This window comes from Shewanella sp. GJ50-10, assembly GCF_055808815.1.
Window position 1 is genome coordinate 2,268,838 of record NZ_JBVVSS010000001.1, and the last position, 23,237, is coordinate 2,292,074.

Consider the following 23,237-nt stretch of genomic DNA (forward strand, 5'->3'; position numbering starts at 1 on the left):
CATTTGCGCAAATTATCGTTTTCTCAGTTTTCTAAAGGTGTTGTAACGACTGCTGTCAGTTTACTACTCACTGCCGGAGTTGCTAAAAGCTTCGCGAATAATGACCTTCCAGATCTAGGTACCGCCGCCGTAAACACATTCAGTCTTGAAAAAGAGATGGTGTATGGCGATGCCTATATGCGCGTTATCCGTTCATCAGCACCTGTTATTAGCGATCCAATGTTAAATCAATACTTATCAGAGCTTGGTAATAAATTGGTTGCTCATGCTACCGGAGTAAAAACCCCCTTTTATTTCTTTTTGTTAAGAAATGACGAAATCAATGCGTTCGCTTTTTTTGGCGGTCATGTCGGTGTCCATACAGGTTTGTTTTTACATGCTGATACTGAAAGTGAGCTTGCATCGGTACTTGCCCACGAAATCACTCACGTTACTCAACGGCATTTAGCTCGCTCACTTGAAGCGCAAGATAAAAGCTCTACCGCAACGATTGTAGGAATGCTAGGCGCTATTCTACTTACCATTGCAGCCCCTCAAGCGGGTATGGCTGCTTTAGCAACTACTCAAGCATTATCAACGCAAGCTAGAATTAACTTCACCCGTTTACATGAACGTGAAGCCGATAGAATTGGAATGCAAATTTTAGCCGATGCGGGTTTCGATCCTAATGGCGCCTCTGATTTTTTCCAAAAGTTAGCTATTCGTTATCGCTTTACCACTACTCCGCCGCAAATGTTGTTGACTCACCCTTTACCTGAATCACGTATTACTGATGCCAGAAACAGAGCAGCACAATATCCTAATCGATTTATACCGGACCAATTAAATTACCAACTTGCTAAAGCGCGTATACAAGTTCGATTTTCGAGTTATAGCGATCAAGCTGCAATGTCTCTGTTTGATAAACAGTTAAAGAAGAAAACATATACTTTTAAAAGTGCAGCGCTTTACGGTAAAGCTTTAACGTTATTTAGAGTTAAGAAGTTTGACGAGGCTGAAAAAATTATCGATGAGTTACTTGAAAATGATCGTAATAATTTATTCTATATCGATACCAAAACAGATTTGTTAGCCCAAAAAGACGATTATGAAACAGCAATAGAACTCCTAAAGCATCATAAGCGCCTTAAGCCAACATCACTGGTTATTGCTGCAAACCTAGCTAACATTTATGTGGAGGCGGACCAGCCACGTAAAGCAATTCCATTATTAGAAGATCTAATTTTCTTAGATAAGCAAAATACATTACCTTATCAGCTAATGACTCAAGCCTATCGGAAGCTTGGGAATAAAGCGCTTGAGCATTACAGTAATGCCGAAGCCATGGCTCTTGCTGCCAATTATGACGGCGCAATTGACCAACTTAATTATGCTTACCGCCATTCAGAAGGACAAACATTACAAATTGCCCGAATAGAAGCCCGTATACGTCAATTTAGACAAGCTAAACGGTCTTTAGACGCATTGAAGTAACTCTGTAAATTTATTTATGACTCAGCCACATCGACCCGATGTGGCTAACCATCTCATCTAAAGTTTGATAAACTGTCGCCAAAATAAAGATAACAAGTGATCCTATGACAAACGTAACGCTATACCATAACCCTCGCTGCTCAAAAAGCCGTCAAACACTAGCATTACTTGAAGAAAACAATGCTAACGTCACTATTGTTGAATACCTCAAAACGGTACCAACTACCGAAGAACTCAACCATATTTTAACTTTACTAGCGATATCTCCTAGAGAGTTAATGCGAACTAAAGAAACTGAATATAAAGAACTTCACTTAGCCGACGAGTCTTTATCAAACGCACAATTAGTTCAAGCTATGATTGAAACACCAAAATTAATTGAAAGACCAATCGCCTTAGCAAACGGAAAAGCTGCAATAGGTCGCCCTCCTGAAAATGTTTTAGCGATATTGTGAGCTTCAAAATGACAACACATACTTTATTTCAGTTATGCCGTGTGGGTTATGTTGCTTTACTCATGCTGTTATCAGGATGGTTTATACAACAAGGATTGACCGGTGAATATTCAATGGCGTTTAGCTTATTATGGATCTTACCTTTATTACTCCCTATCAAAGGGATCTTAACCGGCAAGCCATACACCTACGCTTGGGCAAGCTTTATTCTTTGCTTATACTTACTTCATGGTTTGACCTTAGTGTATGTCACTGAAGATGCGCTTTACTTTGCGTTAATCGAATCTGTCTTAATCAGTGCATTGTTAGTCGGTTTCCCTTTCTACGCGCGTATGCGTGGCAGAGAGTTAGGCTTAGGCTTAAAAAAGAAATCTAAAGCAGACTAACTTTCACAGTTTATTCAAAACCCCAAAAGCGCCTTTAGGCGCTTTTTTTATATCCTTTTTAGGGAGTAAACAAACGATTACAATCTGGTTATCAATTGGTTAATCCCTTCTTTTTGTGCAACAAATCCCATGCTATAGTGAAATGTCAGTCATTTGATTGAATGTAGTAAAAAGCAACGGAGATTGTATATGAACACATTGTTTAACAAGACTTTTATTGATAAAAGTATTTTGAATGCATTAACTAACAATCGCTACTTAAGCAAAACAAAATCTTTTGCTATGACGAATTTAGTTATTGCTGCTGTGGTATTAAGCGGCTGTGGCGGTAGTTCTAGTGATTCATCATCAGGAAACTCGGTCACACCCGATAATTCATTACCAATTAATACTTGTGAAATAAGTTCAGGGCTCACTTTAGTTACCACGTCTTCGAATTTAAGCTTTAATGTTGAACAAACTTATACTGCTGGTCAATCAGCTACAATCCTTGCCAGTGTAGAAAACACTGATTCAGCAGGGCTGACTTATGAATGGCAACAAACGTCTGGTCCCGTACTTTCTTTAGTATCAAAAAACAGCCCAGTCTTATCATTTATTATTCCAGAATCTGGCGAATATAGTTTTTCTGTAAACGTTTCTGGCAACCAAACAAATTTAACTGAATCAGTATCTATCAATGCAAACGCGTCAATCAATCAATTGAATATTAATAGCGATCATCAAGTCGTTGAGGGTAATGGAGTTAGTCTTCGCGTTGAAAGGATAAACGATCTCATTGTTGATGACATTGAATGGTGTTACTTCTCTAATCAAGCGGTTGAACTTGATTTAACCAACCCTGAACGGCCTTTATTTACAGCACCCAATGTCAACTCTGATAGTATTATCGGATTAAAAGCCACGGGGCAATTTGCAGGTGAAACCTTATCTGATGAAGTGTTTGTGTTAGTCACTAACGAATCAACAATTTCTTCTCCGTATTTTGATCAGCCCGTAGCACGTACATACTCCTATAAAGATTCATCCAAATACGCTGCTAACGCGTCAAACTGTGTTTATTCAAACCAACTCAATCAAACTTGTAATATCGCCGACTTACCCTTAGTTGGACAAGTCGCTAATTCAGAAAATGTTCAATCTGTGATGGACAGAGTCGTCGTTTCTCATGACTGGATGGGAGAAAACTTCGAAACCTTTTTAACCCAAGCAGATCCCAATAGCGACTTTATAAAATTACTTCAATCAGTCACAGCCGTTGTTATTAGTTATGATGTTAGGCCTTCTTTTTATTGGGTAGCCACTGGTGCGATTTATCTTGATCCTGAATATCTGTGGTTTACACCAGAGCAGCGTGACAGCATTAATGAAGCACCTGATTATCGCAGCGACTTTGGTAATGATTTACAATTCATCATGCCTTGGCGTTACGTAAAAGATAATGATTACGCCTATAGTCGTATCGACCGAGCTGTAAGGCAAACTCGTACATTAGAGGACATAACACCAAACTTAGCCAGCTTGCTTTACCACGAGCTAGCCCATGCCAATGACTTCTTCCCCCGCTCTATACATAATACATTAACTGGCCCGACATTAATTGATGACTTCTATCGTCGTACAGATGATAACGCGCTGGTGTCTGATCAGCTTAAAAATGTTGACCCGCTAACTAGCAGTGAAATGTATGGTTTAGCTGGTGTGAGTTTTCAAGGAGAAACAGCAAACAATACCCAAAAAGCTTACCTTCCAAATGATGTGACTAGTTTTTTCTTAACTGATCATGCTAATGACTTTTATGCTTACTCTTCTACTCGCGAAGATGCAGCAATGTTATTTGAAGAGTCATTTATGAGTCATCGTTACCAAATACAAAGGGATGTTGCAGTTACAGACCCTACAGAGTTAATTGTCGACTGGGGACAGCGTGGCAGAATTGGTTCACCTGAGTTATTAGATAGAGCTGCGTTTGTTATTGATCAAATCATGCCTGAAGAAGACGGTAAAACCTTACTCAACAATTTACCAGAGCCGATTAATATGACTGCTGGGCAAGATTGGTATGACAATCTTGGGATAAGCCCTAGTAGCCATTCACTATCAAAAGTTAGTAGCTTAAATACCACTGACAACACCACAGAAAGACGCCCTGTTCAAATAGGCAGAGAGCACAGAGATATGCCTATTCCAAAGCGCTAAAAAATAAGCGCTAAAACAAGGCAGCTCAGTGCTTAAGTTTTAAATAAACAGAAAAAGCCACCCTTAGGTGGCTTTTTTATTTAAATCATCTGCAAAAATTATAACCTAAGCATTTCTTTGATAAAGGGAATCGTGAGCTTACGTTGGTGAACCATAGAGGCTTTATCAAGTTTATCTAGTACATCAAATAAAGTACGTAAATCTCTCGCCATGCGTGTTAATAAGAACCGCCCAACTTCATCAGATAATTGCAGTCCTCGCATTGCGGCGCGGCGCTGTAATGCGACTAACTTCTCTTCATCTGCCATCGGTTGCAGTTGATAAATTAGCCCCCACTGCATCCGAGAAATTAAATCTGGAAGCGCGAAGCCTGCTTCGGTCGGAGATGAGCTGCCACTGACAATCAAGCGGCAATCTTCTTGCTCAGCCACGCGATTATATAAATGAAATAATGCTTCTTCCCAAATGGGATGTCCTGCAATGGCATCGATGTCATCGATACAAATTAATTGTAATGACTCAACACCTTCAAAAAGTTCAGGAGATATACTGGCGTGAATGCCTAAAGGAATATAAAGGGTACGTCTATCAAGATCATTTGCATGAGCACACGCAGCATGCATAAGATGAGTTCGCCCTGACTTAATCGGACCAAATAAATATAAACTAGACGACAAACTACCTTCAGCAGTAGCTTGAAGCTTTTGAATTAGCTCATCATTACCCACTGCAGGATAATAACTTTGAAAAGTCTCATCGTCAGGTAAATATACGGGTAACGATAACTGTTTTGGTGAGTTTTGGGTCACTCAAAAATTCTCTAATAATGTAAACAAGCGATGCTGAGTATAACACAATCGTTTTGAGGTCTGCTGTTGTTTAGCCAGACTAACGAGTTCAACAATGAACAGTTAGATCGTTATCACGTATCGAGTGGCTATAAAACTATCAACTATGTACAAACAGACAAGCAAACTGATAAAACTCAGTTCTCAAATTAATAAATCAGAACTTAATGCCATTGATAAAATAGTTTAGTTGCTTGCTGCTCTGGCGAGAACTCTAGGTCAGGCAGCTCATCTACAGCTTCTGACACTGGCACCTCTGTTAAACGTTTATTGATATTTAGTAGTTTCTGTAAATCTTCAGCATCACCAAATAACTCAAGTTTATAAGTCACGGTATTGGCTTTAAACTGGCTTAAACTTACCGTTTTAATCGCACTCAGTTGATTAAGGTAAGCTTCGATTTCAACCAATTGCGCCATACTTTGAACACCTGCTAATGACAGCAATGTTTCTGCACTGTTGCCACTATCAGCAAAGGCATACTGACTAACAAAATATTCAGCTAAGGTACTGAGTATTTGATCTGTCGCTTCTTGATAATCAAGGACTTCGGCTTGATGATGTATAAGAGGCTGCATTAACCCTGCTTTACTGTCTTTATCAAACAGAGAAACTTGAAAACGAACAAACCCACCAACTTTATCCATATCTGCCACAGCAAAATAATCTGCACGGTATCGAGTCGATGCCTCTGCAACGACATCAGTAAACATGCCCCGCACGTCAGATACGCTTATCTTCATTACATCATCTAAATCCATTATCGGTAAAATGACTGGGATACCTTTATTACTCGAGTCTAAATCGATTTGTGAACGTGTATCCATTTCAGACGCATCAGATAAAATACTGTGCTCGCCTTCATCTTCAATAGACAACCATAATAATGTTAGCGGACGTTGACGCCCCCAAACAGGTAATTCAGCTTGGCGTAGTGTGGAGATAATGCGCTTGTGATCAAAATTAGCTTTTAAAATTAATTCTTTATCAACTTCACTGTAGCCATATTGGGTCAATAACACTTCTGGTTTATTGATTTGTGCCTTAACTAATGGATGCTCTAATACCGAAGGTAAGCCTGAATTTTTTACAAATACCGCTGATAACGCCGTTTTTAGTGCAGCTTGTCGCTCAGATCTTGCTCTTGAAGTGACGACCACATCAGCTTCATCTAACAGACCGACTTCAGCTGATATCGCTTTAGGACTAAATAAGCCAAATAGCGCACTGATAACAATAATTTGTAAAAATATTTTTTGCATAAGGAAGATATAAGCAATAGATGAAAGTAAGCGAAGTGTAGCATATTAATTTTGCTTCTAAAATTACATTCCCTTACCAATTTAACAGGCGAATTAACCACTAATTGTTACGTAAAAGGATTTAAACTTGATTTACATTACAGACATTTAACCAATATTAGCCTATCTTACAGCTTAATTTATACCTGACAGGAAATCACCTACATATGAATCGTCTATTCATCCCATTACAAGGCGCGCAAATGTTATTTGTCGCATTTGGCGCCTTAGTGTTAATGCCATTACTCAGTGGTTTAGACACCAGCGTGGCATTGTTTACTGCAGGTTTAGGAACCTTGCTGTTTCAAGTCATTACCAAAAGGCAGGTTCCAATATTTCTAGCTTCCTCTTTTGCCTTTATTGCTCCAATTATGTATGGCGTACAAACATGGGGAATACCCGCAACCATGGGAGGTTTAATGGTTGCAGGTTTTGTTTATGTGATTCTTGGTGCCTTGGTTAAAATAAATGGTAGTGGTTTTATTCATAAATTATTGCCACCTGTTGTCGTTGGCCCTGTGATCATCATTATCGGTTTAGGGCTCGCGCCAATGGCCGTCAATATGGCGTTAGGTAAAACAGGTGATGGCAGCGCTGTGCTCGTTGAGCCAAACATTGCATTATTTATTGCGATTATGTCGCTTTCAACTACCGTTGCTATTGCCGTGTTTGCAAAGGGCATATTAAAAGTGATGCCAATTCTTGCTGGTATTTTAGTCGGTTACGGACTCAGTATGGCATTTGGTATTATTGATTTTACCCCAGTGAATCAAGCGCCATGGCTCGCTGTTCCTAACTTTGTTGTGCCAGAGTTTCATTGGCAAGCGATTCTATTTATGATCCCTGTCGCTATCGCCCCAGCTGTTGAGCATATTGGAGATTTACTGGCAATATCCAATGTAACTGGCAAAGACTATATGAAAAAGCCCGGCTTACATCGCACATTAACTGGTGATGGGATTGCGACCATGGCTGCATCAGCATTCGGGGGACCGCCAAATACAACCTATTCAGAAGTCACAGGCGCAGTGACCCTGACCAAAAGTTTTGACCCAAGAATCATGACCTGGACGGCAATTACAGCCATCACTCTGGCGTTTATCGGTAAATTAGGTGCATTAATGCAAACTATCCCATTACCTGTCATGGGTGGCATTATGTGCTTATTGTTTGGCTCAATCGCAGCAGTAGGACTTAACACCTTAATACGTAATCAAGTAGATTTAAATGAACCAAGAAATTTGAGTATTGTTGGGGTTACATTAGTTTTTGGTATTGGTGGAATGGCATTTGGTATCGGTGAGTTTAGTTTAACCGGGATCAGCTTATGTGGTTTAGTGGCTATTTTAATGAATCTTATCCTGCCTAAAACACCTGAAGATCAAAAAGCGCAATAACTGGAATTACTTAATTGGTTTCAAGAATAAAAAAGCCCTAACTGCAATCAGTTTAGGGCTTTTTTGTTTTAACCATATTTAATCTATAAATAAAGTTAACTTAAATTATTCAGCGTCTTCTTCAGTACGAAACTTATCAGCAGTTTCTTTGATGATTGGCTGTAATTCACCTTTTTGGTACATTTCAGTGATGATGTCACAACCACCAATCAACTCACCTTCTACCCATAATTGTGGGAATGTTGGCCAGTTAGCAAATTTTGGTAATTCAGCACGAATATCTGGATGCTGTAAAATATCAACGAATGCAAACTGCTCACCGCAGTTAATCATAACTTGTGCAACTTGCGATGAAAAACCACAGCTTGGTAACTTTGGTGACCCTTTCATGTATACGATGATTGGGTTTTCACTGATTTGCTGTTTAATCTTGTCTACTGTTTCCATTGTAATTCCTAAGTGCAACTTAATAATCTTTCGCCATTGTACGCGAGCTTAGCCAAGAACAAAATCCCACAGTTTGTAGGGTTATAATAAAAATAGCTTTTATAGATTGCGTCTATCGACATTATTCATCAAACAATGATTCACATCACAAAAATTTGCAGTACAATGTCGGCAGAGCAATGATGCCTAAGTGGTACTCATAAAAAAACGATAACCTATGTCCATGGAGAGATAAAAATGGCTTTCGAATTACCAGCATTACCATATGCTAAGAACGCACTTGCACCACACATTTCTGAAGAGACTATTGAATATCACTACGGTAAGCATCACAACACATACGTTGTTAAGCTTAATGGTCTTGTTGAAGGTACTGAATTTGCAAACAAAACATTAGAAGAAGTTGTTAAAACTTCTACTGGTGGCATGTTCAACAACGCTGCTCAAATCTGGAACCACACTTTTTACTGGAACTGTTTAGCACCAAATGCTGGCGGCGCTCCTACTGGTGCGATTGCTGATGCAATCAACGCTGCATTCGGTTCTTTTGAAGAATTTAAAGCTAAATTTACTGATTCTGCAGTAAATAACTTCGGTAGTGCTTGGACTTGGTTAGTAAAAAATGCTGACGGTTCAGTTTCAATCGTTAACACTAGCAATGCTGCGACTCCTTTAACTGATGAATCAGTAACTTCACTACTTACTGTTGATGTTTGGGAACATGCTTACTACATTGATTACCGTAACGTTCGCCCTAACTACATGGCTGCGTTTTGGGAACTGGTTAACTGGGATTTCGTTAACGCGAACTTCGCAGGTTAATCTACCTATTTAGGTACAAATGAGATGATGTAAAAGGAGCCTTTTGGCTCCTTTTTTATTACTCAAAACGAGATAGATAACAACCGAATAACCCAACTCTTTATATAGCCCGAACACCTGCCAACTTTTGCAATAGTTGCAATTGCAACTGTTTATCTTTGTTTTTATTGAAGTTTTTGCATATCTCACCTCGCAAATAGCAACCCTCTGACCTAGACTTAATTTAGCAAATGGTTTTTAAAGACAAAAAATAATGGAAATTATTTTCAGATTTAGTCACTAAAAATGCGCTATCCATCACTTTCTTTCAGCTAAGTTTCAAGGGGTTTCTTATGGGCATATTCGAACATTACCAACAACGTTATGAACAAAAGCTAGATGAAGAGTATTCACTACAGCAGTTTCTTGAAATCTGTAAAGAAGATAGAAGTGCATATGTGTCTGCAGCTGAAAGAATGCTGATGGCTATCGGTGAATCTGAAACAATTGATACGTCTAAAGACCCAGTACTTAGCCGTATTTTTTCAAACCGTCTTATCACTCACTATCCAAGCTTTAAAGACTTTTACGGTATGGAAGAGTCTATTGAACAAATCGTATCTTACCTTAAGCATTCAGCGCAGGGCTTAGAAGAATCTAAACAGATTTTGTATTTACTCGGCCCTGTGGGTGGTGGTAAATCTTCACTGGCTGAAAAGCTAAAGTCGTTAATGCAAAAGGTACCCATTTTTATTTTAACCGCTAACGGTGTTCGCAGCCCAGTCAACGACAGTCCGCTGTGTTTATTTGACTCAGAAGAAGACGGTGAGCTATTAAAAAACGAATATAATATTCCAACTCGTTACATTAAAACCATCATGTCACCATGGGCTGTTAAGCGCTTGCACGAATTTGGTGGTGATATAACTAAATTCAAAGTTGTTAAAGTCTATCCTTCAATACTTGATCAAACGGCAATTGCCAAAACTGAGCCTGGGGACGAAAACAACCAAGATATTTCAGCACTTGTGGGTAAAGTAGATATTCGTCAATTAGAACATTTCTCTCAAGATGATGCCGATGCTTACGCCTATTCAGGTGCATTGTGTCGTGCAAACCAAGGGGTAATGGAATTTGTTGAAATGTTTAAAGCACCAATTAAAGTGCTTCATCCACTGTTAACAGCAACTCAAGAAGGGAACTATAACGGTACTGAAGGGTTATCTGCCCTGCCTTATAATGGCATGATCCTCGCTCACTCGAATGAGTCAGAGTGGACCACATTCAGAAATAACAAAAATAACGAAGCATTCTTAGATAGGGTTTATATCGTCAAAGTACCTTATTGCTTACGTGTATCTGAAGAAATGGAGATTTACCAAAAACTGCTAAGTAACTCAGAGCTTTCAACTGCTCCCTGTGCTCCTGGTACTTTAGAAACTCTGGCACAATTTAGTATTTTATCTCGCTTAAAAGCGCCAGAAAACTCATCAATTTACTCTAAAATGCGGGTTTATAATGGTGAAACATTAAAAGATACCGATCCTAAAGCTAAGTCATTCCAAGAATACCGAGATTACGCCGGTGTCGATGAAGGTATGCAAGGCTTATCTACTCGTTTTGCATTTAAAATTTTATCGCGAGTATTTAACTTCGATGACACTGAAATTGCCGCAAACCCTGTGCACTTATTTTATGTACTCGAGAAGCAAATCGAGCAGGAACAATTCCCAAATGAACTCAGTGAACGCTATTTAGAGTTCTTAAAAGGCTACTTGATCCCGAAATATGTCGAGTTTATTGGTAAAGAGATCCAAACAGCTTACCTTGAATCTTACTCTGAATACGGTCAAAACATCTTTGATAGATATGTCACCTATGCAGATTTCTGGATCCAAGATCAAGAGTTTCGCGACCCTGAAACTGGGCAATTATTTGATAGAGCTGCGCTTAATGCAGAGCTTGAGAAAATTGAAAAGCCTGCTGGCATTAGTAATCCAAAGGATTTTCGTAATGAAATCGTTAACTTTGTATTACGTGCTAGAGCCAATAACGAAGGTAATAACCCACTATGGACCAGTTATGAAAAACTAAGAGTGGTCATCGAGAAGAAAATGTTTTCCAACACAGAGGACCTTCTGCCAGTTATTTCATTCAATGCTAAAACGTCTGCTGATGATCAGCGCAAACATGACGACTTTATCAATCGTATGATGGAAAAAGGATACACCCAAAAACAAGTTAGATTACTTTCAGAGTGGTACTTGAGGGTTCGTAAATCGTCATAGGTCTTGCTCACTTTGGCCTTAGTCAGTGTATTTATGATTAAGGTCAAAGTTCATTAGGAGTTGTGTATGGCAAATTTTATAGATAGACGCCTCAATGCTAAGGGCAAAAGCACCGTTAATCGACAACGATTTATTGAACGCTATAAGAAACAAATCAAAAAATCCGTTAGCGAAGCTGTCACCCGCCGAAGTGTAACTGACATTGATAAAGGCGAGAAAATCAGCATCCCTACCCGCGACATTAGCGAGCCAATCTTTCATCAAGGACAAGGGGGGATTCGCGAACGCGTTCACCCAGGTAATGATCAATTTAATCAAGGAGATCAAATTGAGCGACCTAAGGGTGGTGGTGCGGGCGAAGGTAGTGGTGAAGGAGATGCTTCAAACACTGGTGAAGGAAAAGATGAGTTTTTATTTGAAATTTCCAACGACGAGTATTTAGAACTGCTATTTGAAGATTTAGCCCTGCCAGATCTTCAACAAACTAACGCTAAACAAATGGTTGAATTTGAAACCTACCGAGCAGGATTCACTAATGTTGGTGTACCTGCCAATATCAATATTGTGCGCTCACTACGCTCATCCCATGCCCGTCGTATTGCCATGACAGCAGGCAAAAAGAAAAAGTTAGCAGAACTTAAAGCTGAACTAAATGAGCTTGAAAACACGCCTGGTACTCAAGCTGAAGTCATCATGGATTTAAAACAGCAAATAGAGGGTTTACAGAAGAAAATAAACAGTGTGCCGTTTATCGACAGCTTCGATTTAAGGTTTAATAATTTTGCCAAACGTGAAAAGCCTTCTAGCCAAGCAGTAATGTTTTGTTTAATGGATGTGTCAGGCTCGATGGATCAAGCAACCAAAGATATGGCTAAACGCTTCTATATCTTACTGTATTTATTTTTAACCCAAACATATAAAAATTTAGAAGTCGTCTATATACGACATCATACTCAAGCCAAAGAAGTCGACGAACATGAATTTTTCTATTCTCAAGAGACAGGCGGCACAATTGTTTCTAGTGCATTGAATTTAATGCATGAAATTCAACAAGCCCGCTATCCTGCAGATGAATGGAATATCTACGCAGCTCAAGCATCAGATGGCGATAACTGGGCCGATGACTCACCTGCATGTAAACAATTATTAGCAGATAAAATTCTTCCAGTGTCGCGCTATTTTAGTTATATCGAAATCACCCGCCGCGCACATCAAACACTATGGCGCGAGTATGAAGCCTTGCAACAAGAGTTTGGCAATATTGCAGTGCAACACATTAAAGAAGTTGATGATATCTACCCCGTGTTCCGTGAATTATTTAAAAAGCAGCCAAGCTAAGGAGAACACAATGACAGCAGAACTAAATCATTCGACCGAAGCTGACAAAATAAAAAAGCAACCTCTTGATGACGGGCCTGATTGGAGTTTTTCACTGCTCGAAACTTACATGGAAGAAATTGAAAAAGTGGCTGCTTTTTACAAACTAGACAGCTATCCCAATCAAATTGAAGTAATAACGGCTGAACAAATGATGGACGCCTATGCAGGCATTGGGATGCCAATAGGTTATACCCATTGGTCTTTTGGTAAACGTTTTATCGAAACCGAGCAAGGTTATCGCCGTGGTCAGATGGGCTTGGCTTATGAGATTGTCATTAATTCAGATCCCTGTATCGCCTACTTAATGGAAGAAAACACCATCACAATGCAAGCGTTAGTGATGGCACATGCAAGTTTTGGCCATAACAGCTTTTTTAAAAATAATTACTTATTTAAAACTTGGACTGATGCCAGTTCAATTATCGACTATTTGGTCTTTGCCAAAAATTATATCCATGAGTGTGAATTAACTTTTGGTGTAGAACAAGTCGAACTGACACTGGACTCATGCCATGCATTAATGAACTATGGTGTAGACAGGTATAAACGCCCTGCTGAAGTGTCGTTTAAAGAAGAAAAAATGCGTCAAAAAGATCGTGAAGCATACTTACAAAGCCAGGTTAACGATTTATGGCGTACTGTACCTAAAAATCCTGATGAACAAAAAATAGATAATCAAATCAATTTCCCTGATGAACCTCAGGAAAACATTTTATATTTCATCGAAAAAAATGCGCCACTGCTAGAACCATGGCAACGTGAAATAGTAAGGATAGTGCGTAAAATGGCGCAATATTTTTATCCCCAAAAGCAAACCCAAGTGATGAATGAAGGTTGGGCAACGTTTTGGCATTACACTATTTTGAATCATATGTTTGATGAAGGCACAGTAACCGACAGGTTTATGCTGGAGTTTTTACAAAGTCATACTGGCGTAGTTGCACAACCTGCCTATAACAGCCCTTATTACAGTGGCATTAACCCTTATGCTCTCGGCTTTAACATGTTTGTTGATATCAGACGAATTTGCGAAGAGCCTACAGAAGAAGATAAACGATGGTTTCCTGATATTGCAGGTAGTGATTGGTTAACCACTGTGACTTTTGCAATGGAAAACTTTAAGGATGAAAGTTTTATTAGTCAGTATCTTTCACCAAAAGTGATTCGTGACTTTAAATTATTCAGTATTCTTGATGATGACAGTTGTAATAAATTATCAGTATCAGCGATTCATGATGACCGAGGTTATCATCTAATTCGAGAGAAGCTTTCTCAGCAGTATAACTTGTCAAACCTTGAGCCAAATATTCAGGTGCAGCGAGTTGATATTAATGGTGATCGTTCATTAACATTAAGATATGTGCCCAATAAGCGGATTCCTCTAGGCGGAACCAATGAAGAAGTTTTGAAACATTTACATCGATTATGGGGGTTTGACGTCACTTTAGAGCAAGTCGATGCAAGTGGTAAGGTCATAAAACTGGCTCAATGCCCTCCAGCCACCGATGATAGTAAAATGACGACGCTATAAGCAGGATTAGAAAGTTCTATTCACAAAAAAACCAACCTTGAGGTTGGTTTTTATTATTTGCTAGACACTGTATTTACTAGTCACAGCCAAATATTATTTGTCGTTAATAGCAATTTCTGCAGGCATATCATCACGAAGCTTTTGCCACATAATGCCACTGTTAATGCCATTAGTTTTCATCAACGCATTAACTTCGGTGTATTTACCTTCAATAGCCAGTTTTTCTAATGCTTTATAAAAGTCTAAAGCTATAGTACGGGCTTCTTGACTCGAGAAATAATAACGCCCTACTCGACTATATAAACCTTTAAAACCATTAAGAATTAATACATACAACGGATTACCCGATGAAAACGCTAAAGCGTGATGTAATTCATAATCGTAATCTGCGTAAGCTTCAGCACTGTCTTCTAGTTGGTGTATTTTGGCTAAAACTTCCTGTGCTTTATCAGGGTTATTACGAACCGCACCGCGGAAATAAATCGTACTAACATTGGCTCTTGCTGATAATAGCTGATCAACGAGTAACGGAAAGCCATCAGGATTTAAATCGGCAATAGTCTCAAGAATATTAAGACCCGATGTTTCCCAAAAGTTGTTTACTTGAGTTGGCTTACCATGTTGAATTTTCAACCAGCCATCACGTGCTAAACGCTGTAACACTTCGCGTAACGTGGTTCTTGTAACACCAATTAATTCTGATAGCTCGCGTTCTGCAGGCAATATCGAACCTGGTGGAAACTTGTTTTCCCATATCGAACGAACGATATACTTCTCTGCAAAACTTGCAGGACCTTTTGCATTGATAATTGTCAACTTGAACATCCCGTAGTTATCCTATGAACTGATCATACCAGAGCTCTTGCAATTACACACCATCGATAGCGGTTAAACGACCGATTTAGATGCACTAATGGTTATTAATTATCCAGCCATAGAAAAGATTGTGAGGTAGTAGTTATATTGGTTATGTTTTTGTCGTGGATTTTTTTATCGCATTACAATATCGAACGTTTGCGCTAAACTACGCGCCAAACAAAATGGATGTAAGTTAGTGGCACAACTAACGAATTTTGAAATAACAAATTAAAGCGCTAAGAAATAATTGTATCAACACGGTAAAAGTAGAAGTAGTAGCTAATAAACAACATAGTTAACGCACTATAAATCATCCTTTTACCTTTTAAACTCTCATTTCGGCTTCGATTTGTCTGTCAGATTCCTTCCTCAAAAGTTCACTATCATAAATTCACAACTGGAGAGGCTATTATGCCGTTAACCACTGGTGCTGCATTTTTTAGTAACTTCTTGGGTAATTCCCCAAGATGGTACAAATATGCAATTTTATCGTTTCTTGTTATAAACCCATTATTATTTTTCTATGTCAGTCCATTCGTAGCCGGGTGGGTTCTTGTCTTAGAATTTATTTTTACTCTTGCAATGGCGTTAAAGTGTTACCCACTTCAACCCGGTGGTCTTTTGGCCATTCAAGCCGTATTTATCGGCATGACTTCCCCCACACAAGTCTTGCATGAGATTGAAGCAAACTTAGAAGTGCTACTACTATTGATCTTTATGGTTGCTGGTATTTACTTCATGAAACAGCTATTGCTGTTTGTGTTCACTAAAATGATCACAAAAGTACGCTCGAAAGTCATTGTTTCATTGATGTTTTGTGTCTCTTCTGCTTTTTTATCAGCTTTTCTAGATGCATTAACTGTTATCGCGGTAATTATTGCTGTCGCAATTGGTTTCTATTCGATCTACCACAAAGTGGCGTCGGGTAAAGACTTTAGCAGCGACCATGATCATACCTCTGAAGAACGCGAGCAATTGAATGATGAAGAGCTTGAAGCTTTCCGTGGTTTCTTACGTAATCTTTTAATGCACGCTGGTGTTGGTACTGCATTAGGTGGCGTTTGTACTATGGTCGGTGAGCCACAAAACTTAATAATTGCAGCACAGGCCCATTGGCAGTTTAGTGAATTCTTTATTCGCATGTCGCCTGTCACTATTCCGGTATTCATTGCAGGTGTTACCACCTGTTTTATAGTCGAAAAATTTAAATGGTTTAGTTATGGTGCACAGCTTCCTGATGCAGTTCATAAAATCTTAAGTGATTATTCTGATTACGAAGATCAAAACCGTACAAAAGCAGACAAAATGAAACTGCTAGTACAAGCTTTAGTTGGTGTATGGCTAGTTATAGGACTTGCTTTTCATTTAGCTTCAGTTGGGTTAATTGGCCTTTCAGTTATTATCTTAACCACGGCGTTTAATGGTGTAACTGATGAGCATGCTCTAGGTAAAGCATTTGAGGAAGCGCTCCCTTTTACCGCGTTATTAGCCGTTTTCTTTGCTGTAGTTGGTGTCATCATCGACCAACATTTGTTCGCGCCAGTCATTCAATGGGCACTAAGCTTCGAAGGTAACGCACAATTAGTTGTTTTCTATATTGCGAATGGTTTGTTGTCTATGGTGAGCGATAACGTATTTGTTGGTACCGTTTACATCAATGAGGTTAAAGCTGCATTAATCAGCGGCCAAATCACCCGTGACCAATTTGACCTCCTAGCCGTTGCTATTAATACTGGTACAAACTTACCTTCTGTTGCAACTCCAAATGGCCAAGCAGCGTTCTTATTCTTGCTAACCTCAGCTCTTGCACCATTGGTTAGACTGTCGTACGGTCGCATGGTTTGGATGGCACTACCTTATACAATCGTACTTTCTATTGTTGGTATCGTTATGATTGAATCAGGATTCTTAACGGATATGACGCAATACTATTATGATAATCACATTATTATTCATCACTCTGCTAAAGATGTTATTGGCGGCACTGTTGGACATTAACACTGATTTGATTTAACGTTTGTTTTGAAAACACCCTCATTCGAGGGTGTTTTTTTATCGTCATAAATCGACAGGAGATTGATTTGACTGGTTTACAGAAATTTACTCGCTCTCGCACCGCATGGATGGTGTTGCTTTTATCCGCTATTGGGCTTGAAGCTGCAGCGTTATTCTTTCAATACATCATGGAATTAGATCCCTGTGTCATGTGCGTATATGTTCGTGTTGCAGTGCTTGGTTTAATCATAGCCAGTGTTATTGGCGCTATAGCACCTAGTTTCTGGTTAACCAGAATTACAGGCTTAGTTGGATGGGGCGTAAGTGCCGTTTGGGGCTTAAAACTTTCCCTTGAATTAAATGATTTACAAGTCGACCCCTCACCTTTTTCAACTTGTTCATTTTTTCCTGAGTTTCCAAGTTGGATGCCATTAGATGAATGGTTGCCTTCGGTATTTTCACCAACAGGAATGTGCAGTGATGACCCTTGGACGTTTTTATCTGTCAGCATGGCTCAATGGATGATAGTCACTTTTATCATTTATCTTATTGTGCTTGCTGTGATGCTAATCCCTGCGTTAAAACCGTTAAAATCTAAATAGCTAATTTGTATAAGCTTTAAATAAGATATAAATACCATTTTAAAGCTTAACTCAATCAAATAATTATAAAAAAAGCACTCACATATGAGTGCTTTTTTATTAATTTTGACATTAAACACTAGAATTTAAGTTACTTAATCTACGTCTTTAAGCGGCCAAAGAACGATATGATCAAATACATCACGCACTTTATTTTCGTTAATGGTTTTACCTTTAACTGAAATTCCCGCAGCATGCATCTCATCTTTCGAACCAGTAATTAACGGGTGCCAAGTTGGTAGCTCTCTACCTTCATGCAAACGTTTATAAGCACAAGAGTCTGGTAACCAAGTTAATTCAGCAACATTATCTACCGTTATTGCAGTGCAAGCTGGCACATATTTAAAACGTTCAGGATAGCGGCGACAACCGCAGGTTTCATCATCTAATAAATGACAAGCAGCATCGGTGTAATACAGCTCTTCTGTTTCATCATCAATTAATTTATTTAAACAACACTTACCGCAACCATCGCACAATGCTTCCCATTGTACAGTGGTAAGTTCGCTAAGTTTTTTTTCAACCCAAAAAGACATAATTCAGTACAGCATTAACCTTACATTGCCAGCATTATATCATTAATTGATTGGAGGATTTTTGATTCGTTCTGAAAGGTAAGTCACAGTGAGTAAAAAATGTTCCTTTACTGACCAAGCTTGTAACAAGCGAAAGTTGTTATAGACCAAATATTGTCGGCCATTAGCACCATCAGGCATTAATAGTGAAACTTGCATATCGTCACGTTTAGGTAAGTCATTACCGTTATATCGTCTTACACCTAAATCTTGCCATTTATTAAATGTTTCAGTGTGGTCCGTGCCAACAAATTCATTTTCTATTGGATTAATAGCGCTTACCTGGCGGCCCCAAGTCTCACTATTTTTCCAGCCAGCATCTTTTAACATAGATGCTGCAGTGGCAAACGCATCAAATTGATTATTCCAAATATCTTTTACACCATCACCGTTGCCGTCTTGGGCATGAGCCAGATATTGCGAAGGCATTAGCTGCATATGCCCCATAGCACCTGTAGACGAACCTATTAACTGCTCATATTGAACTTGGTCAGTATCAAGGATTTTTAATGCTGCAATAAATTCATCAATATAAAATTGTTCTTTATTACCCGAATAAGCATTCGATGCCGTAACAGATAATATAGGGAAGTTCCCCTTCTTTTCACCGAATTCAGAAGTCATACCCCATAGAGCCACTAAAAAACGCGGTTGAACTCCATAACGATCGCCTATCGTAATGAACGACTCTTGCTGTTCTTTAAACATTGCACGAGCTGTGCTGACGGTTATTTCTGGTGCATTTTGTGGAATATAGCTTTCAAGGTTTAACGGTTTGTCTGAACCATTAGCTGTGGCACGCTTGAACACTTTAATTTTTGAAAAATGTTTATCAATCGTGTTTTGTGAAACACCTGCTTGAGCAGCTTTTTCTTGTAATGTAGCTAAATAATCATCAAAGCTTAGGCTCTGCTGAGCATACGCAAGGTTAATAGTAAAAAAAATGACTATTACAGATGAAATGATCTTCCCAATCATAAAATGTCCTAAATTAACTCATTGTTGCTATTTTTATTCTTATGAACTAAACGTTAACACATTTGTGTTAACGTCGAAATACAAAATATAACCATATCAAAATCAAGCTATTATCTTATACAAACTGGTATTTAAAACAAAACTGACTTCCATTATCAAATTAACACACTATTTTTAAGCGACCTTAGTCAGTAATCCCTAAACTTTTGCGGTGCTCATCTAATAGATTAGTAACTGGTGGTGGCAGTTGAAGATAGAAGCCTTTTTCAGTCAATTCAGATTTAACTTTTTCAATATCTGCCATGGCTAACTCGGTTCTTTTTGATAGTGGTACCATCATCACCAATTTAGGTGTGCCAAACATCTTCATTAAAGGTTCAGGAACTGCATCAAAAACATCACGTTTCTCAACAAATAAGTAGGTATCGAGTTTTCGGCTACTTTTATATATGGCGCATATCATTTTGGGCTTAAATTCCTCTGTTTCTTGCTTGATAGTCAACAACGCACACTATAACATGGACAATTAATAATTTAATTGCAATTCAGTTCTCACACTGACTTTTTTGGAGATTAACGTCTGGATGGCCATACAAAGTCTTGAGTTAAAAGCCACATCTTTTACTCTTTCAGTACTTCATATTAATACTCATGATTTTAATGCAATTGCTGCTGATCTCGATACTAAGTTATCTCAAGCACCACAGTTTTTCATTGGTGCACCATTAATCTTAAATCTAAGTGCAATTGAAAATCATGATATTGATCTCGCAGCATTAAAACAACTTCTCACTGATAACCAACTGATCATTGTTGGTGTAACATCTACTAATGAAAGTATTAGTCAGCAGGCAAAGTCTTTAGGTTTAGCGATTGTGAAATCAGGCAAGCAAGCTAAGAATATGCCTGCTCCGACTAAAGAAGCCAAAATCATTAAGCAAAATGTCCGCTCAGGACAACAAATTTACGCAAAAAATGCTGACTTAATCATCTTTGGTGCCGTTGGTAATGGTGCTGAAGTTATTGCTGATGGTAGCATTCATATATATGGCGCTTTACGTGGTAAAGCAATGGCGGGCGCTGCAGGTGATAGAAACAGTATTATCATCGCAAGCTCACTAGACGCCGAATTAGTTTCAATTGCTGGACAATATTGGTTAGCAGAACATTTGCAGCAGCATTGTAGCGATCAACGAGGTTGCGTTCGCTTAAGTAGCGATACACTCATGGTTGAATCATTGCCTCAATAGTTGGCAACATAAAAGGATATAATAACAAATGGCACAAATAATTGTTGTCACATCAGGTAAAGGTGGCGTTGGTAAAACAACTTCAAGCGCTGCAATTGCAACAGGATTAGCTTTAAAAGGCAAAAAAACTGTTGTTATCGATTTTGATATTGGTCTACGAAACCTCGACCTAATTATGGGTTGTGAACGTCGTGTAGTTTATGATTTCGTTAACGTCATCAATGGCGAAGCGAATTTAAACCAAGCCTTAATTAAAGATAAGCGCTGCGACAAATTGTTTATTCTTCCAGCGTCACAAACCCGCGATAAAGATGCCTTAACTAAAGAAGGTGTTGGCGGCGTATTAGATGAGTTAAGTAAAGATTTCGATTACATTGTTTGCGACTCACCAGCGGGTATCGAGCAAGGTGCGATGATGGCACTCTATTTTGCAGACATTGCCATTGTAACTACTAACCCTGAAGTCAGCTCTGTTCGAGATTCAGACCGCATTTTAGGTATGCTACAAAGTCGCTCTCGCCGCGCTGAACAAAATCTTGAGCCAATTCAAGAGTTTTTATTACTTACTCGTTATTCACCTGCAAGAGTTAAAACAGGTGAAATGTTAAGTGTTGAAGATGTATCAGAGATTTTAGCCATTAAATTACTGGGCGTTATTCCTGAGTCGCAAGCTGTATTAAAAGCATCAAACTCGGGTATCCCTGTTATTAATGATGATGAAAGTGATGCGGGCTTAGCTTACGCTGATACTGTCCAACGTTTACTTGGTGAAGAAGTACCATTTAGGTTTCTTACTGAAGAGAAAAAAGGATTCTTAAAAAGGATATTTGGTAGCTAATTATGTCAATACTCGATTATTTCAGAAGCAATAAAAAAACCAATACAGCTGTAACGGCAAAAGAGCGTTTACAGATAATTGTTGCTCATCAACGTGGTGAACGTGATGCGCCTGATTACTTTCCAAAAATGAAGCAAGAGATTATTGAAGTGATCCGAAAGTATGTACAAATATCTGAAGATCAGGTTTCTGTGCAACTTGACCAAAACGATGACAAACTCTCAGTATTAGAGCTTAATGTTACCCTTCCAGACGGAAAGTAATTATATAAGCAGAAGTTGGAGAGTATACAGCGTCAGTTAGCGCACTAAGCGTTACTAAGCTGCTTTAGGTTATAGATATTAGTTGTATATTAAAAAAGCTCAGATGACATTCGCTCATCTGGGCTTTTTGTTGTTAAACTAAAACTATCAAAGATTTTGAGAAATTTAATCATTCTCTAAGCAAACATAATTAGCCAAATTTTATGGCATCAAGTGCATCATTTACAAGCGCACCACGCCAACCTGAGAGTAATAAAGGCGTTTGAGTTTGTTTTTTATGATGAAGCCATAGCAAAAATTCATGTATCAAACGTTTTGATCCAATAAACTCAATTGCCACATCTTTTTCTTCTGCTATTGCAGCTAATATCGCCTTCACTTCCTTAAACGAGGCTTTATATCCATTTTTAAGTGCAATAACATCAACAGCTTCAGGTAAATTATCTAGATCGGCAGTTTGTAGAACCTTAACCAAATCTTTGCCATGAAAACGTTTCTCATGATCAGTTAAATCATTCAACTGATTTAACTCTATTACCGTTTTAGGTTGCTTTTTAGCTAATGCTATCATCGCATGATCTTTAATGATAAAGCCAAGCGCTGAGTCTTTTTTCAACGCTTTTTGTAAGCGCCAAGTCGCTAGCACTTTTAAATATGCAAGCTGTTTCGGAAATAGTTGGAACGCATTTTTCACTTTTAGGTAGGCTAGCTCTTCGTTAGGCGGCGTAAGGCGCCCTTCTGTCATGCGCTCACCTTCTTCAAGTAACCATTCCATTCTGTTGGCTTCGTTAACTTTGGCTAGCAGCTGCGAATAAAGTTTGTAGAGATAATAAACATCGTTAGCGGCATATTGAAGTTGTGCATCAGTGAGCGGTCTTTTCATCCAGTCGGTGCGAGATTCACCTTTATCGATTTCAACCTCTAAGAACATCTGGACCAATTTAGCGTAACCGACACCGTGGCCTAAACCACATAAGCTAGCTGCGATTTGACTATCAAATAATGGTGCTGGTTGACAGTTACCATAACGAGCAAACACTTCTAAATCTTCGCTGCATGAGTGCACGAGTTTAGTAATATTAGTATCTGATAATAACTGCCAAAAACAGCTTAAATCTGGTAACGCTACTGGATCGATTAAAGCCAACGTTTTACCGTCATAAGCTTGAATTAGACCTAACTTGGCATAATAGGTTCTTGTTCTGACAAACTCTGTGTCTAATACCAGTAAATCACTTTGCTGATATTGAGCGACTAATTGCTCAAGGCTTGCTTGATCGCTAATGTATTCAAACGATAACAAAATTATCTCCAGTATTAACTTATCGCCAAT

Annotated in this window: 22 protein-coding genes; 14 read left to right on the plus strand and 8 right to left on the minus strand. The window is 38.7% G+C overall.

Annotated elements, in window-relative coordinates:
• The first annotated feature begins 3 nt into the window (after positions 1-3).
• The 4 genes from bepA to AC0L4E_RS09510 all read left to right on the plus strand — a co-directional run bounded on the left by bepA (position 4) and on the right by AC0L4E_RS09510 (position 4,513).
• Positions 4-1,473 carry a beta-barrel assembly-enhancing protease gene (gene bepA, locus AC0L4E_RS09495; RefSeq protein WP_473678999.1) on the plus strand — a complete coding sequence of 490 codons (1,470 nt, stop codon included), beginning with the start codon at positions 4-6 and terminating at the stop codon, positions 1,471-1,473.
• 104 nt (positions 1,474-1,577) lie between these two features.
• Positions 1,578-1,928: an arsenate reductase (glutaredoxin) gene (arsC, locus tag AC0L4E_RS09500; RefSeq protein ID WP_473679000.1), complete on the plus strand. Its 351-nt coding sequence runs from the start codon at positions 1,578-1,580 to the stop codon at positions 1,926-1,928.
• A gap of 8 nt (positions 1,929-1,936) precedes the next feature.
• Positions 1,937-2,314, plus strand: coding sequence for a DUF2069 domain-containing protein (locus tag AC0L4E_RS09505; protein WP_473679001.1), 378 nt, complete (start codon positions 1,937-1,939; stop codon positions 2,312-2,314).
• A gap of 189 nt (positions 2,315-2,503) precedes the next feature.
• Entirely contained in the window at positions 2,504-4,513 is a 2,010-nt protein-coding gene (locus AC0L4E_RS09510; RefSeq protein ID WP_473679002.1) for a PKD domain-containing protein, read from the plus strand.
• Between the two features lie 98 nt (positions 4,514-4,611).
• Here AC0L4E_RS09510 and hda read toward each other — a convergent pair whose 3' ends face one another.
• Positions 4,612-5,322 (minus strand): DnaA inactivator Hda, encoded by a 711-nt coding sequence (hda, locus tag AC0L4E_RS09515; RefSeq protein ID WP_299569363.1) that lies wholly within the window; start codon positions 5,320-5,322, stop codon positions 4,612-4,614.
• A gap of 203 nt (positions 5,323-5,525) precedes the next feature.
• Positions 5,526-6,623 (minus strand): DUF2066 domain-containing protein, encoded by a 1,098-nt coding sequence (locus tag AC0L4E_RS09520; protein WP_473679003.1) that lies wholly within the window; start codon positions 6,621-6,623, stop codon positions 5,526-5,528.
• Between the two features lie 206 nt (positions 6,624-6,829).
• On the opposite strand from AC0L4E_RS09520, the gene AC0L4E_RS09525 reads away from it, so the two are divergent.
• Positions 6,830-8,059 (plus strand): uracil-xanthine permease family protein, encoded by a 1,230-nt coding sequence (locus tag AC0L4E_RS09525; protein ID WP_473679004.1) that lies wholly within the window; start codon positions 6,830-6,832, stop codon positions 8,057-8,059.
• Between the two features lie 105 nt (positions 8,060-8,164).
• Here the strand turns inward: AC0L4E_RS09525 and AC0L4E_RS09530 are convergent, their stop codons facing one another.
• Entirely contained in the window at positions 8,165-8,506 is a 342-nt protein-coding gene (locus tag AC0L4E_RS09530) for a Grx4 family monothiol glutaredoxin (protein WP_102526235.1), read from the minus strand.
• Positions 8,507-8,743: 237 nt separating this feature from the next.
• On the opposite strand from AC0L4E_RS09530, the gene sodB reads away from it, so the two are divergent.
• From sodB to AC0L4E_RS09550, 4 genes are all read left to right on the plus strand, one after another.
• Positions 8,744-9,328: a superoxide dismutase [Fe] gene (gene sodB / locus AC0L4E_RS09535; RefSeq protein ID WP_102526236.1), complete on the plus strand. Its 585-nt coding sequence runs from the start codon at positions 8,744-8,746 to the stop codon at positions 9,326-9,328.
• A 332-nt stretch (positions 9,329-9,660) separates the two neighbouring features.
• Positions 9,661-11,595 carry a PrkA family serine protein kinase gene (locus AC0L4E_RS09540; protein ID WP_473679005.1) on the plus strand — a complete coding sequence of 645 codons (1,935 nt, stop codon included), beginning with the start codon at positions 9,661-9,663 and terminating at the stop codon, positions 11,593-11,595.
• A 66-nt stretch (positions 11,596-11,661) separates the two neighbouring features.
• On the plus strand, positions 11,662-12,933 hold the full coding sequence (locus AC0L4E_RS09545; protein ID WP_473679006.1) for a YeaH/YhbH family protein: 1,272 nt from the start codon (positions 11,662-11,664) through the stop codon (positions 12,931-12,933).
• A 10-nt stretch (positions 12,934-12,943) separates the two neighbouring features.
• Complete coding sequence (locus AC0L4E_RS09550; RefSeq protein ID WP_473679007.1) at positions 12,944-14,506, plus strand: SpoVR family protein; 1,563 nt, start codon at positions 12,944-12,946, stop codon at positions 14,504-14,506.
• Between the two features lie 93 nt (positions 14,507-14,599).
• Here AC0L4E_RS09550 and fadR read toward each other — a convergent pair whose 3' ends face one another.
• The gene (fadR, locus tag AC0L4E_RS09555; protein WP_473679008.1) at positions 14,600-15,331 is read right to left on the minus strand and encodes a fatty acid metabolism transcriptional regulator FadR; all 732 of its coding nucleotides are present in this window, start codon (positions 15,329-15,331) and stop codon (positions 14,600-14,602) included.
• A gap of 444 nt (positions 15,332-15,775) precedes the next feature.
• On the opposite strand from fadR, the gene nhaB reads away from it, so the two are divergent.
• Both nhaB and dsbB read left to right on the plus strand, forming a co-directional pair.
• A complete protein-coding gene (nhaB, locus tag AC0L4E_RS09560; protein WP_473679009.1) occupies positions 15,776-17,362 on the plus strand; it encodes a sodium/proton antiporter NhaB in 1,587 nt (528 codons plus the stop codon).
• A gap of 83 nt (positions 17,363-17,445) precedes the next feature.
• Complete coding sequence (dsbB, locus tag AC0L4E_RS09565; protein ID WP_473679010.1) at positions 17,446-17,961, plus strand: disulfide bond formation protein DsbB; 516 nt, start codon at positions 17,446-17,448, stop codon at positions 17,959-17,961.
• A 134-nt stretch (positions 17,962-18,095) separates the two neighbouring features.
• On the opposite strand, the gene AC0L4E_RS09570 is transcribed toward dsbB, so the two are convergent.
• The 3 genes from AC0L4E_RS09570 to AC0L4E_RS09580 all read right to left on the minus strand — a co-directional run bounded on the left by AC0L4E_RS09570 (position 18,096) and on the right by AC0L4E_RS09580 (position 20,016).
• Positions 18,096-18,536 (minus strand): YcgN family cysteine cluster protein, encoded by a 441-nt coding sequence (locus tag AC0L4E_RS09570; protein WP_473679011.1) that lies wholly within the window; start codon positions 18,534-18,536, stop codon positions 18,096-18,098.
• A gap of 42 nt (positions 18,537-18,578) precedes the next feature.
• Positions 18,579-19,553: a lytic murein transglycosylase gene (locus tag AC0L4E_RS09575; protein WP_473679012.1), complete on the minus strand. Its 975-nt coding sequence runs from the start codon at positions 19,551-19,553 to the stop codon at positions 18,579-18,581.
• Between the two features lie 184 nt (positions 19,554-19,737).
• Positions 19,738-20,016, minus strand: a complete 279-nt coding sequence (locus AC0L4E_RS09580; protein ID WP_473681584.1) for a YcgL domain-containing protein — start codon at positions 20,014-20,016, stop codon at positions 19,738-19,740.
• Positions 20,017-20,137: 121 nt separating this feature from the next.
• Here AC0L4E_RS09580 and minC point away from each other — a divergent pair, with 121 nt between their 5' ends.
• Genes minC through minE form a run of 3 tightly spaced genes read left to right on the plus strand, consistent with a single transcriptional unit; the run spans position 20,138 to position 21,904 of the window.
• Complete coding sequence (minC, locus tag AC0L4E_RS09585) at positions 20,138-20,803, plus strand: septum site-determining protein MinC (RefSeq protein ID WP_473679013.1); 666 nt, start codon at positions 20,138-20,140, stop codon at positions 20,801-20,803.
• Positions 20,804-20,831: 28 nt separating this feature from the next.
• On the plus strand, positions 20,832-21,641 hold the full coding sequence (gene minD / locus AC0L4E_RS09590; RefSeq protein WP_102526246.1) for a septum site-determining protein MinD: 810 nt from the start codon (positions 20,832-20,834) through the stop codon (positions 21,639-21,641).
• A gap of 2 nt (positions 21,642-21,643) precedes the next feature.
• On the plus strand, positions 21,644-21,904 hold the full coding sequence (gene minE / locus AC0L4E_RS09595) for a cell division topological specificity factor MinE (RefSeq protein WP_285165026.1): 261 nt from the start codon (positions 21,644-21,646) through the stop codon (positions 21,902-21,904).
• Between the two features lie 190 nt (positions 21,905-22,094).
• On the opposite strand, the gene rnd is transcribed toward minE, so the two are convergent.
• A complete protein-coding gene (gene rnd, locus AC0L4E_RS09600; protein WP_473679014.1) occupies positions 22,095-23,207 on the minus strand; it encodes a ribonuclease D in 1,113 nt (370 codons plus the stop codon).
• Positions 23,208-23,237: the final 30 nt, after the last annotated feature.